This window comes from Photobacterium angustum, from assembly GCF_003026365.1.
Classification (GTDB): Bacteria; Pseudomonadota; Gammaproteobacteria; order Enterobacterales; family Vibrionaceae; genus Photobacterium; species Photobacterium angustum.
The window spans coordinates 123,963-137,528 of the sequence record NZ_PYOM01000009.1 but is presented as its reverse complement, the minus strand read 5'-3'; the positions used below and the strand labels follow the sequence as shown (position 1 = coordinate 137,528).

13 protein-coding genes are annotated in these 13,566 nt (G+C 42.5%); 2 read left to right on the top strand and 11 right to left on the bottom strand.

All coding sequences use genetic code 11. The features are described from left to right. Positions 1–9: 9 nt before the first annotated feature. Positions 10–696: a phosphoglycolate phosphatase gene (locus CTN01_RS11225; protein WP_045128506.1), complete on the bottom strand. Its 687-nt coding sequence runs from the start codon at positions 694–696 to the stop codon at positions 10–12. Next, positions 696–1,370 (bottom strand): ribulose-phosphate 3-epimerase, encoded by a 675-nt coding sequence (rpe, locus tag CTN01_RS11220; RefSeq protein WP_045149909.1) that lies wholly within the window; start codon positions 1,368–1,370, stop codon positions 696–698. The genes CTN01_RS11225 and rpe overlap by 1 nt, the downstream gene beginning before the upstream one ends. 178 nt (positions 1,371–1,548) lie before the next feature. Here rpe and CTN01_RS11215 point away from each other — a divergent pair, with 178 nt between their 5' ends. Further along, positions 1,549–1,755: a DUF2970 domain-containing protein gene (locus CTN01_RS11215; RefSeq protein ID WP_045149908.1), complete on the top strand. Its 207-nt coding sequence runs from the start codon at positions 1,549–1,551 to the stop codon at positions 1,753–1,755. Here the strand turns inward: CTN01_RS11215 and dam are convergent, their stop codons facing one another. The 9 genes from dam to pilM all read right to left on the bottom strand — a co-directional run bounded on the left by dam (position 1,756) and on the right by pilM (position 10,807). Beyond that, positions 1,756–2,613, bottom strand: coding sequence for an adenine-specific DNA-methyltransferase (gene dam / locus CTN01_RS11210; RefSeq protein ID WP_045149907.1), 858 nt, complete (start codon positions 2,611–2,613; stop codon positions 1,756–1,758). It lies immediately after the preceding gene. A gap of 114 nt (positions 2,614–2,727) precedes the next feature. Further along, positions 2,728–4,326, bottom strand: coding sequence for an AAA family ATPase (locus CTN01_RS11205; RefSeq protein ID WP_045149906.1), 1,599 nt, complete (start codon positions 4,324–4,326; stop codon positions 2,728–2,730). 13 nt (positions 4,327–4,339) lie between these two features. After that, positions 4,340–5,419, bottom strand: a complete 1,080-nt coding sequence (gene aroB, locus CTN01_RS11200) for a 3-dehydroquinate synthase (RefSeq protein ID WP_045083869.1) — start codon at positions 5,417–5,419, stop codon at positions 4,340–4,342. Positions 5,420–5,443: 24 nt separating this feature from the next. Continuing rightward, positions 5,444–5,962 carry a shikimate kinase AroK gene (aroK, locus tag CTN01_RS11195; protein WP_005371830.1) on the bottom strand — a complete coding sequence of 173 codons (519 nt, stop codon included), beginning with the start codon at positions 5,960–5,962 and terminating at the stop codon, positions 5,444–5,446. 386 nt (positions 5,963–6,348) lie between these two features. After that, on the bottom strand, positions 6,349–8,073 hold the full coding sequence (locus CTN01_RS11190) for a type IV pilus secretin PilQ (protein WP_244156089.1): 1,725 nt from the start codon (positions 8,071–8,073) through the stop codon (positions 6,349–6,351). 13 nt (positions 8,074–8,086) lie between these two features. Continuing rightward, the gene (locus tag CTN01_RS11185) at positions 8,087–8,602 is read right to left on the bottom strand and encodes a pilus assembly protein PilP (protein ID WP_045149905.1); all 516 of its coding nucleotides are present in this window, start codon (positions 8,600–8,602) and stop codon (positions 8,087–8,089) included. Positions 8,603–8,605: 3 nt separating this feature from the next. Next, positions 8,606–9,220 (bottom strand): type IV pilus inner membrane component PilO, encoded by a 615-nt coding sequence (locus tag CTN01_RS11180; RefSeq protein ID WP_045149904.1) that lies wholly within the window; start codon positions 9,218–9,220, stop codon positions 8,606–8,608. Position 9,221: 1 nt separating this feature from the next. After that, complete coding sequence (locus CTN01_RS11175; RefSeq protein WP_045149903.1) at positions 9,222–9,827, bottom strand: PilN domain-containing protein; 606 nt, start codon at positions 9,825–9,827, stop codon at positions 9,222–9,224. Continuing rightward, on the bottom strand, positions 9,824–10,807 hold the full coding sequence (gene pilM / locus CTN01_RS11170; protein WP_045149902.1) for a type IV pilus biogenesis protein PilM: 984 nt from the start codon (positions 10,805–10,807) through the stop codon (positions 9,824–9,826). Before pilM ends, CTN01_RS11175 begins: the two co-directional genes overlap by 4 nt. Positions 10,808–10,955: 148 nt before the next feature. Here pilM and CTN01_RS11165 point away from each other — a divergent pair, with 148 nt between their 5' ends. After that, positions 10,956–13,526, top strand: a complete 2,571-nt coding sequence (locus CTN01_RS11165; RefSeq protein WP_107188452.1) for a penicillin-binding protein 1A — start codon at positions 10,956–10,958, stop codon at positions 13,524–13,526. Positions 13,527–13,566 lie beyond the last annotated feature (40 nt).

Genomic DNA, 13,566 nt, shown 5'->3' with positions numbered 1-13,566 from the left:
TGGAACGTACTAGTCGCCTAGTTTAACCACATTTGCTAATTGCTTGAAGTGATCGCACACGACATCAGGCTCACTCTCTGCAATAGGCTGGCCGTAGTTATAGCCATAGGTTAAACCCAACGAATGACATGTTGCAGCTTTGGCTGCCAAGATATCATTGCGAGAATCCCCCACCATTAACATCTCAGACGCGGCAATATTGTGTTTTTCCATCAACCAATGCAGCGCATAAGGATCTGGTTTTTTCAGTGGGAAAGTATCACCACCAATCACATCAACAAAATACTCGCTGATGCCATGCTCTTCAAGTAAATGCGGGACAAATTGCGAGGGTTTATTGGTCACAATCGCCATTGACATACCCGCTTGATGAAATGCAGCGAGTGTCGCTTTTACGTCGGCATACAATGCACTTTTCACATGACCGCCAAGCTCGTAGTAGTGATCAAATAATTGGCGAGCTTCTTTTTGCAGCTCTGGATCAATCGTTGGATCGACATCAACACTTCGACTTAATGCGCGGCCAATTAAAATATCAGCACCATTACCGATCCAAGTGGTAACTTGCTCTACGGTCACGCCTTCTCGTCCAAGGTGACGCATCGTTTTATCAGCAGCATCCGCTAAATCAGGTACGCTATCTAGTAATGTGCCATCTAAATCAAACGCTATAAACTTGATGTTTTCAAATACCATTAGCATTCAGCCTCAGCCAATTCTGCGCGCATTTTGTCTATCGCGACTTTATAATCAGGTTCATTAAAAATGGCAGAGCCCGCGACAAACATATCTGCGCCAGCAGCTGCAATTTCTCGAATATTATCAACTTTCACACCGCCATCAACTTCAAGGCGAATATCACGACCTGATGCATCAATACGCTTACGCACTTCACGTAGTTTATCAAGTGTTGATGCAATAAATGATTGACCGCCAAAGCCAGGATTCACTGACATCAATAAAATCATATCGACTTTATCCATAATGTAATCTAGGTGGTGGAGTGGCGTTGCCGGATTAAAAACCACACCCGCTTTACAACCATGTTCTTTGATCAGTTGTAAGGTACGGTCAACATGATCTGACGCTTCAACATGAAACGTGATCATCGTTGCGCCAGCTTTAGCAAAATCAGGAATAATGCGATCCACCGGTTTTACCATTAAATGCACATCAATCGGTGCGGTAATACCGTAGTCACGAAGAGCCTTACAGATAGGCGCACCAAACGTTAAATTAGGCACGTAATGATTATCCATTACATCAAAGTGAATAACGTCTGCACCCGCTGCTAACACCTTGTCAACGTCTTCACCCAAACGTGCAAAATCAGCCGATAAGATAGATGGAGCAATCAAGAAGTCCTTCATGTACTTGCCTCTCTTCGATACACAAAACCTGATACTTGGAAAACCAAGCCCAATAATTGCCATAATTCTACCCGAACCGCGAAATATTGTCCCAATGGATTTATTTATTACTTCAGTTGATCAAAATGATGAGACAACCCACTACACTCAGTAAAAAGGGGAATAAAAAGAAGGCGAGGTGAATATAACTAAGTCAAAGAAAAGCACACCGCTACAAGTTATTGTGAGTGTGTTAGCGGCGTTATTTGGCGTTCAATCAGATAAAAATCGACAGCATGATTTTAAGCAATCAAGCCCATGGCCATTTATTGTTGTGGGGATTGTGATTATTGGCGCAATGATTATGGCAATTATTGCCGTTGCGCAATGGGCAACGGCGATATAATTATTCTTCTTCAGATGAAAACGCGGGCGCGGGCTCTGTGCTTGATACAGAGAACAAAGCTAACAGCTCATCGACCTTATTGCGCCCACTGCCATTGCGGCTAATGGTACGTTTTACTTTAACCACAGAAAGATCTGCACCTGTGTATAAACGACGTGTTAATGCAGTATCATGGTTAGAAATCAACACCGCAATATCTCGCTCTGCTGCCGCTTTTTCTGCAACATCAGCAAGCGTAGCCTGATCATCTAAACTAAAGCCGTTACCTGAATAAGAAGTAAAATTAGCCGTGCTAGATAATGGCGCATAAGGCGGATCGCAGTACACCACACACCCTTTTCTCGCACGTGAAAATGTTTGGAGGTAACCTTCACAGACAAACGTTGCTCGTTTTGCTTTTTCCGAGAAATAATACATTTCAGCTTCAGGGAAATAAGGTTTTTTATACGAGCCGAACGGCACATTGAAGCCACCTTTTTTGTTATAACGACATAAGCCGTTAAAACCATGACGGTTCATGTATAAGAAATACAATGAGCGTAAATACGGATCATCACTCGCATTAAATTCTTCACGAATTTTCAAATACGCTTCTTTATTATTGTATTCAGGCGTGAAAAGTTTACGTGCATCTTCAATATAGCGCTCAGGCTCATGCTTGAGGATATTATAAAGATTGATCAAATCAGGATTGATATCGGCCAATAAGTAATGGTCGTAATCGGTATTAAGGAAAACCGACCCTGCTCCAACAAAAGGCTCAACCAATTTACGCGCAGGCGGTAGATGTCGTTTAATATCCTCAACGAGAGAGTATTTACCCCCAGCCCATTTTAGGAATGCACGATGCTTTTTCATTAAGCTAAACCCACCAACACTAGCAATATTGTAACGAAAGGTCGCGGATTGTACCTCATTTCTACCCTCTACCGATACCAATTCACGTAAATAACTGCCCTCATGGCTTTATTTTCAACGTTCTATTTCTTGTTGAATTTTTCGATATGATTTAGGCCACGGGCTTAACGCTTTTAATTGCTTCGGTAAGGCTTTTATTGCCGAGCGTGCCCGAGTAGCTGTTGAGTAATCACCCGAAATTACAATAAACCATATTTTGCCGTCTCGACGTGTTTTATAAATACGAGCAGAAGACTGGATCTTATTCTTTTCGACAAAGGCTTTAGTTTCATTCCAGCTCATCGAAGCTGACAATTGAATTGCATAATGCCTTTTATTTATCGCGAATATCGAGGTCGTATTAGCAAGCTTAATCGGCGTTTGAACCATCCCCTCTTTTTTCGGTAGTCGCGGTTTACTGTCCGGCTTTACTTTGGGATCAATCACCTTAACAGCAGGTAAAGAGTTTACATCATGTGACGTAATATCAGTCGCTGACGCACCTGAGGCTTTTACGTTCGTCGCATCTTCTGATATCACTGTATTATCTGAAGCGGTTTGCTGGCGAGTTTGGATTGCGACACCATCAGATATAACAGGCTCATTTTGAACAGGTATGACAAGCCCTTCTTGGGTGAATTCTTTGGCTGCACTTTCGCCTGTACCGCCAACACGTTGCTCATCCATCATCGCATCAATCAGTGGTGATGGTACAACTACCCGTTGCGCTTCATTTTCAGCACGCCCCACCGTCAGCCCTTCACTATGGATCTCTGTTGGTAATGGCGTTTCATCAATAACGATATCTGTACTCTCGATGGGATCGGCCACAATAGGTCCAACCTTAGATACAAGAGAGGTATCACCAGACGTAACTTCAGTTGTCTTTGTATCTTGTAATGTTTTAAATCCAAACCATCCCGCAATGATGATGCACACTATAACAATCAACCCTATTAACAGTTGCGTTGGGGGTAAACGTCGTGATCCTTGACTCATCGCAGTAACGTCCTGTTGTGGTAATTGTTGTAATGCACCAGGGCGAGGTTCAACTCTCGCTAACCGTGACTTAATATCTCGTCGATGCTGACTTCCTAGTTGCTCATCATTGAGTAACATCTCGCTAAACTGACTAATTTCATTCGGGCTTAACTCACTAATTTCTAACTCAAGTAAAGCTGGCCCTATCGTACGCACAATATCACCGAATGGCTGAGTGATGGCATTAGGATCAGCAAAGAGCAATACATTAATTTGCCAACCAGAATGCATTTCTGTTTGACGAACTAGAGCCCATAATTCAGCAAGTAATTCAGGCGCCAAAAAGTGTGCATTATCAATAATAATAACGAAGTTGATCTTTTCAGGCAGTAAATGGTCAGCACTTTGGCTTAACGAATCTTGCTCGTTAAACATCGGAGTGGGATGAAATTGTTGCAGTAGAAGTGTTCGTTGTTGCAGCAGTGTTTGATCATCTGTACACGTCAGCAATGCTTGTTCAGCATGTTGTGCATAGTTTTCGAGATATTGATGCGCGAGCCACGTTTTTCCTGAGCCTTGCGTACCATTCAATAAAATAAGATGAGAGCTAAATCGAGTAATAAACTGTACGCGAGAGAGCAACTGGATCTGGCTATCCAGATCCAAGTTTTTTGCCTCTAGTGTGCTACGCATGATTAACCACTACTTAGTGATTAATCACATCCCGCAATACTTCATGTGTCACGTTAGACACGACTTCAGCACTGCCAATGGATGTCGGTAGAACCAATCGTAGTTGGCCTGATAATACCTTTTTATCGCGCATCATATGCTTAATAAAATCATCGAAGCCCATTGTTTCAGGTGCGATTACCGGTAGCTTTGCTCGCTCATGCAGTCGAATAATTCGTGCTACATCGTCATCACTAATAAGGCCTTGTATTGCAGCAGTTTTAGCCGCTAGTACTGTGCCTGCCGACACCGCTTCGCCGTGCAGCCAGTTACCATAGCCCATCTCTGCTTCAATCGCATGACCAAATGTATGACCGAGATTAAGTAAAGCTCGTACACCTGATTCTTTTTCATCAGCTGCAACAACATCTGCCTTAATTTGACAACAACGTGCAATGGCATAACACAATGCATCGTTATCGAGTGCTTGTAGGCGTTCAATGTTATCTTCTAACCAGACAAAAAAGTCGTGATCGGCAATAATGCCATATTTGATCACTTCAGCCATTCCCGCTGCAAACTCACGTTCAGGTAGGGTTTGTAAGCAATGATTATCAATCACTACCGCTTTGGGCTGATAGAAAGCGCCTATCATATTCTTACCCAATGGATGATTCACTGCGGTTTTGCCACCAACAGATGAATCCACTTGAGAAAGTAATGTGGTAGGTACTTGAATAAAATCTACGCCACGTTGATAACTTGCAGCAGCAAAGCCCACGACATCACCTATGACGCCGCCACCGAGCGCTACAATCACAACATCACGACCATAATTACCATCAAGTAAGAAAGTCATGATTTGATTAAAAGTCTCTAACGTTTTGTATTGTTCACCATCTGGGAGAGAAAGTAATGCCACTTGGCACTCTAATGAACTGATGGTTTCCATTACCTGCTGTGCATACAGCGGGGCAACAGTTTCGTTACTGACCACTACCACCCGCTTTCCCGCAGGAATCGCAGATGCAAACAACGCCGAGTTGCAAAACAACTCGGCGCCAATTGAAATAGGGTAGCTTCTGTCATCTAAATTGACATTGATCCGTTCCATGGTCAGCTTCTCTCTTTTTGTTGATTAACGCTCTTCTAGCATTTTGATGATTTGGTTTGCCACTACCTTCGCACTTTGATCATCAGTGCGAACAACGTAGTCAGCTACTTCTTCATATAATGGATTGCGCTCTTCTGCAAGTGCTTCCAGCACTTCACGAGGCGTATCAGTTTGAAGTAGAGGACGCTTTTTATCGCGTTGAGTTCGAGCTAGTTGCTTCTCGATAGTCGTCTCTAGATAAACTACGATACCACGTGCAGAAAGGCGATTACGGTTCTCTTTAGTTTTAACAGAACCACCACCAGTTGCCAGAACAATGCCTTGCTCTTGTGTTAGATCATCGATAACGCCTTCTTCGCGAACACGGAAACCGTCTTCACCTTCCACGTCAAAGACCCAACTAATATCAGCACCTGTACGTTCTTCAATAACTGTATCTGAGTCAAAGAATTCCATATGCAGCTGCTGTGCAAGGTGTCTACCAATAGTGCTTTTGCCGGCACCCATTGGGCCGACCAAGAAAATATTTCGTTTTTCAGCCATTTTTAGCAATTTTACGCGCGGTTAATAAAACGACACCACCCGCAGGCTCTATTAATTAATAAGCCCGAGGCGCCAAGTTCCTCACATATAATTCGTGATAAGACAGAAAATTATCTCAGGACTGGTAGCTATAATGCAAGCGCTAGTCACTCCTAATCAGTATTTTATTATGCCTGTCCTACCAAAAGAGGTCGCCATAATGGCTCAGCAACGGTCTAAGGTCAATCGTAATAACCTTGTAATTCCGCTATCGCTGAGCATGAATATGGCAAAATAATAATTATATAGCCCAATAAAAACAACGGATGGAACTAATTAAATAAGGATCCATCCGTTGCTATAACAGTGTAGCTAAATTTTTATGGTTTGTTGATTAGCAGTAAAGACTACTGAATAACAATTTTAGGCGTCACAAAAATAAGTAATTCACGCTTACCCATTTGTTCCATTTTATGACGGAATAATGCACCTAATACTGGAATATCACCCAATAACGGTACCTTACGAGTCACATTGGTCATACTGTGTTGGTAAATACCGCCTAAAACCACTGTCTCACCGTTATTCACCAGTACTTGAGTACCAATACGTTGAGTATCAATAGAAATCGCAGTACCCGTACCAGTAGGGACATCTTCCCCTTTGTTATCTTGAGTCACTTCAAGATCTAACACGAGTTTATCATCCGGTGTAATTTGTGGTGTAACCATTAAGCTTAGTACTGCTTTTTTAAACGATACCGATGTTGCACCACTAGATGAAGCTTCTAAATACGGAATTTCTGTACCTTGCTCGATATACGCCGTTTTCTTATTGGTGGTCATCAAACGAGGACTAGAGATAATTTCTGCTTTATTTTCAGTCTGTAATGCCGACAGTTCTAAATCAAGTAAGATATTCCCTAGCTTTGCCACTTGGAACGCTATTGAAGCTGCACCTGCGCCAGCACCTAGGTTTACGTTAAGAAAATCATCAACGGTTGCATCTTCACCTAATAAGCCTGAACTTGCTAAGTTACCTTCAATTGAACCACCAACCGTCGTGTCGCCATTAACTTTCGATACTCCCCAACGAACACCAAGCTCATCAATATCACCTTCATTTATAGTGACAATACGTGCTTCGATTTGTACCTGCATAACCGGAATATCAAGTGATGACACAATATCTTTAATACTTCGAATATTATCAGGGGTATCTTTGATGATGAGCGCATTGGTACGCTCATCAACATGCAATGAACCACGCTCAGAAAGCATCCCAACACCATCGGTGCTACCACTTAAAAGCGCTGCAATATCAGTCGCTTTCGCATAGTTCACTTGAATCAAATCAGAACGCAGACTCAACAACTCTTGTTGCTTACGCTTAGCTTCCATTACCTGATGTTCGCTTGCTGTGAGTTCCGCTTTAGGGGCAACCAATAACACAGAACCACGCACACGCTTATCTAAGTCTTTTGATTGCAGAATAATATCTAGTACTTGTGGCCAAGGCACATCATCAAGACGTAGCGTGACATTACCACTAACAGAATCTGAGACCACCAAGTTAAAATCGTTATAATCAGCAATTAACTGCAAAACATTACGCACAGGGATATCTTGGAAGTTAATTGAGATAGGCTTGCCTTTGTAATTGATCTTGGCGTTAGAGCTAGTGCCTTTTACCGCTTTTTTCACACGCTTTTCAATGATAACTTCAAGACGCTTACCACGAAGATTATAATCATAATCGTAGCTGCCTTTCATATTAAAAATTAAGCGTGCACCTTTTGACACACGCATGGTTTCAATACTATTTACAACCGTTGCAAAATCAACAACATCAAGCGTATAAACCATGTCATCTTTCAGTACGGTATCAAAAATATCTAGCTGTAGTTTGTTACCATTACGACGTAAATCAACTAACGACTGCGGCTTATCTAAACGAACGGTTAATACCCCTCGTCCTTTTCCATCACGACGAAAATCAATGGCTTGAATCTGATTATCGATCATTCCAGCTGCAGGTACAGCAGCAACACTCGGAAAAGCTAATGCTCCACAGCATAATAGCCAAAGTGTTGCTAGATACTGGCGGCTTAACATCCACACATTCCCTTTCATAACTTATCCTTGATTACTGCTGAACTAGCGCCAGTTTAGTCGGTCGTTTAAGCCAACATCCTTTGCCATCTGGTAATGTTTCTTCAATTTCAATTATTTTGTCGCTAACCGTAAGTACCTTGCCGCGATTAAGACCAATATATTGCCCAGGCTTAATTTTCATCAAGTCGCCTTCAGGTGTAAAAACTAACCCCCAAAGTTGCTTCTTGTTTCCAATCGCCCCTTTCATTGAGAGTTTTTCTAGCGCAAAATTTTCAAGCTTGCTGAGTTGGCGGTCAAGCTGAGGTTGCCAACACTCGCCCTTCTCTTTCTTGGTCAGTAACTGCTCTGGAATTGGCTTAACAAACGGTACTCGTTTGCTCGTCATGACAAACTTTTCAGCCTCAAAGACAAAAGGTTCTGGCAAAGGCTTAACTCGTGCTTTTGCTTCGTTATGGGTCATTGCGATAAATTCTGCGACAGAATCATCATTGGCCTGACACCCCACTAAACCAATAACAATAGGTAATAACCACACTACTTTTTTCATAGCTTAGCCCTCATCACTATTGATCTTTTCTTGGCTTGGTGTCTTGAAACGATAGGTCGTTGCAGAGACTTTCAAAGACAAGGTTTCATCAGGCTGACCTAACGGCTTAACTCGACTTAACTCAGCGTTATTTAAGTTAACAATACGAGGCAAGCTCGCAACGGCTTCCGCAAACTTACCAATTTGCTCGTAATTCCCTGTCAACTGCATATTGATAGGTAATTCGTAATATAACTCGTGCTCAACTCGGGGTGCCCATTTGATTGATTGGAACACCAAACCATTATTGACACCGATATCATTAATCCCCGCGAGCAAACTCGCTAGTTCTTGCTCTTCCGGTAGTTGCTCAATCATTTCATTGTAACGGCGGTTTAATTCTGCAACTTGCTCTTTAACCCGAGGTAGTGCGGCCACTTGTGAAGCTCGACTGACTAACTGTGACTTAAGGGTCTGCTCTTTTTGTTTCATTTGCTCAAGCTGATCATTCTTTGGGCTAACCCAATACCAATAACCAAACGCGCTTAATGCCACAGCCAAGACAGTTGCCACAATACATTGAGGTAGCAAAGGCCATTCAGTGATTTCATCTAATTCAAGTTCTTGCCAATCAGCCATATCACTTCCCCTTATTGATGTCTTTTTTTGCGACTTTATTTACTTTTGGTTGCGCAAAAGAAGGCACAGTTAAATCAAAAGAAGCATTGAACTGAGAAAGCTGTTCAGACTGACTACCTTTGGTCGTCACCAATGAGTGCATATCAACATTAATGAACCATTTAGATTGCTCTGCCCCACCCAGTAATGCGGCTAAGTGACCGTTAGAATCACCCACTCCTTTAATGCCTACTCGTTGTGAGTTCAAATTCAATGATTCAAGATATACACCGCCAGGTACAACATTCGGTAATTGATTCAATAACTGCGTTGCGCGATTACGCGATTGTTGAATATCAGCAATCACGTTTAGCCTCAGTTGAATCGCTTTACGCTGCTCTTCTAACTTAGGTAGAAAGGCTAATCGTTTTTCGAGTAAATCAATTTCTTGTTGAAATTGGTTGTTACGGGCTTGTTGTTGTTGCTGCTGCAAATCTAAGTATTGAACGACCCCATAATTCGCTAAAAAAGCGACCAACACCGCAGCAGCCATAAGCCCTATAAAACGTTGTTTATGTTGCTTACGCCGTTCTTCACGCCATGGCAGAAGGTTTAATTTATCGATCATGCCATCCCCCGTAACGCTAATCCGGTCGCGACAGCATATTGACTTGACATATCACTCGGTAATGTCACGTTCTTCGGCTGGCTAAAATGTTCAAACGGTTTGATCCAAACAACCTCTAATCCCACTAACTGCTTTAATAGCGCATCTGAAATCAAAGACTGACAACCACCAGCAAGCCATAATCCTTTAATACTGCAGCGAGGATGGGTTGAGTTATAAAGCTGAATTTGGCGCTTTAATTGTTCAGCAAATTGCTCGGTAAAACGCTCAACATTATTCTCTTCATCGCTATCTTGTTGATATGGTGAATCCTCAAACTGACTGGTACCAAAGCGAATTTCACGATGGTAAGCATTACTACCTTCCGGTTTCATACAAAATTCTGTGTGACATTTACCGACATCAACCAGTCCCCACTGCATATACTGGCTGCCTATCTCGGCTAAATATTCGGTTAGCCATAACAATGCATTAGTCTGTAATTCAACGACCGTCGGTTTAAAGCCAACTTTCTTTAAAACAGTAACGCGGCTATCGATGGTTTCTTTACGAGAAGCAAAGACTTGATATGGTGCTGTAGTGGCAGCTTCTGAGAAACGTTCACTCACCATGGGGAAATAATCAAACCACAACTCTTCGACAGGAAAAGGGGACGCAGCGCCTAAGGCTTGGACGATCGCAAACTCAGCCTCATCTTCATTGAGACTGGTATCGAGTTGGACAACTTTGCTGATAACAGCACTATCTGGTAAGGCTAAAGTAACGTTTTTGGCTTGCCACGGCAGTTGTTTCTTTAATTGACGTATTGCTGACAACAGCGCTATCGCATTTACATTATGCTGTTCGTTGATTACCGATTTGGTTAATTCAACCTCAGCGTATGCAGCCAATTCAAACTGATCTTTTTTCTGCTGTAGCGCCACAGCTTTTATGCTGTGGCTACCAATATCTACCCCAACACTTAATGGGTTCCGAAACATCCGTGTTATGCTCCCATATGGTGAAAAAACAAACTATTTCGAATAAACACCATCAATGGCATTAATTTTCTTTTTGTTATCTTTATACTAGTAATTGAAAGATAATGGATAATGATAATTAGCACGATGGCGTAACGGGAAATCTCAAGTGAAGTTCATAAAGCGATTACTAATACTTGCATTAATTTGCATGATTCTTGGAGTTGGTACTATTTTTGGCTTTTACCTGTATGTAAAGCCAGACCTTCCAGATGTAGCAGAATTAAAAAATGTCGAGCTGCAAACACCGATGCAGGTGTATAGCGAAGATGGTAAACTGATCTCACAGTTTGGTGAAAAGCGACGTATACCTCTGACACTAGATGAAATTCCTCCTCTCATGCGAGAGGCTTTTATCGCGACGGAAGATAGTCGTTTTTATGAGCACCCAGGCGTCGATCCTATCGGTATTGCCCGTGCAGCTTTTGTCGTATTGACATCAGGCTCAGCTCGTCAAGGTGCTAGTACTATTACTCAACAGCTTGCAAGAAATTTCTTCTTATCTAATGAGAAGAAAATCATGCGTAAAATCAAAGAAGCTTTCATTGCTATTCACATTGAAAAGCTGCTGACCAAAGATCAAATTCTTGATCTCTATTTAAACAAAATTTATCTCGGCTATCGCGCCTATGGTGTAGGTGCTGCTGCCCAAGTGTATTTTGGTAAAACAGTTGATCAACTGACATTATCTGAAATTGCAGTTATTGCGGGCTTGCCAAAAGCGCCATCCACAATGAACCCAATTTATTCTATTGACCGAGCAACAACTCGTCGTAATGTTGTTTTAGGTCGTATGCTTGAAGAAGGCTACATCACCAAAGCACAAATGGATGCTGCGCGCGCTGAACCTATAGTCTCTCACTATCATGGCGCAGAAATTCAACTTTACGCACCTTATGTTGCAGAGCGTGCTCGTGCATGGATGGTCGATCGCTATGGTGCTGCTGCGTATGAAAAAGGCATGAAGGTATATACGACTATCAATAGCAAACTTCAACTTGATGCCCAGCAAGCCGCAGTAAACAACCTGCTAAATTATGACCGTCGTCATGGTTACCGAGGCCCAACAGCGGTTCTTTGGAAACCAGGACAGCCGGCATTAAATGCCAATCAAATTGTAAATAAACTTCAAGATCAGCCCGTTTATGGCAAGCTTATCCCTGCTGTCGTAACGAAAGTTGATGGTAAAACCGCAGCTATCGTGACTAAAAATGGGGATATTGCCACTATCGATTGGAATGGTATGAAGTGGGCTCGCAAGTTCCTTTCTGACTCAAGTCAGGGTCCAGCTCCCAAAAAAGCCAGTGATATCCTTACTGCGGGTCAACAAATTTGGGTTCAACATAACCAAAATACGGTGAGTGATAAAAAAGACAGTGCAACCGTCACAACGAATCAATGGGTACTTAGCCAAGTCCCAGCAGCTAATACTGCATTTGTTGCGATGTCTCCTGATAATGGAGGAATACTTGCAATGATTGGTGGTTTTAATTACACCCAAAGTAAATTTAACCGTGCAACGCAATCTATTCGCCAAGTGGGCTCAGGTATCAAACCGTTTATCTACTCCGCTGCAATAGAGAAAGGTTTAACCCTTGCAACCTTAATAAATGATGCGCCAATTACTAAATGGGATAAATGGCAAGGAAAAGCATGGCGACCAAAGAACTCTGGCGGTAAATACGGTGGTCCAACTCGTGCCCGTATTGGTTTAGCACGTTCCATAAACGTAATGGCTATTCGTGCTCTTCGCATTGCAGGATTAGATTTCACCATTGATTATCTAACACGCTTTGGTTTTAAACGTGCTGATTTACCTCGCGCAGAGCCTATCGCACTGGGTGCAGGCAGCTTAACACCACTAGAGCTAGTTCAAGGTTATTCTGTATTTGTAAATGGCGGCTATGCTGTTGAACCGTTCTTAATTAACAAAGTCGATAATAATGATGACCAGTTAATTTACTACGCAGATCCTGCCATTGTTTGTAACGATGCATGTCAAGCGAAAAACCCGCAAGCAAAAATGCAAGTGGCAATGGCAACCGCAGTTGAAGATCATAAATTAGATCCATCGACAGATACCACTGTTTCTACCACTACACTGACAGAAACAGAAAAACCAACGCCGGCAGACCTTGAAAAAGTGATACCTATGCCAGCAGTTCGCTACGCACCAGAGGTGATCAGTGAGCAAAATGCATTCCTTGTGCGCGAAATGCTAAAAAGTAACATCTGGGGTGAGCCCGGCCATCCATATGGAACAGGCTTTAGAGCAAGAGTACTTAAACGTCATGATATCGGTGGCAAGACGGGAACATCGAATCAAGCGAAAGATGCTTGGTACACAGGTTTTGGTCCAAATATTGTTGCTACAACCTGGGTTGGATTTGATAACTTCCGCCGTGATCTAGGCCGTCATGAATTTGGTGGTACTGCCGCGCAGCCTGCATGGATTAACTTTATGCGTCAGGCGTTGAAAAATACCCCTGAACAAGAAAAGCAAATTCCAAGTGATATTGTAAAAGTGCGTATCGACCGTGCAACAGGTCAGCTGTCAAACCGTAATGATGCAAGCTCAATGTATGAGTATTTCATTAAAGGGACTGAGCCAACACGTTCTGTACAACAAGCGGTTTCAGAGCAAAAATTTGATACAGAAACGGCTGAAGAGTTGTTCTAAACGCTGTTACGTATACAAAAAAGAGCGCTCAATGAGCGCT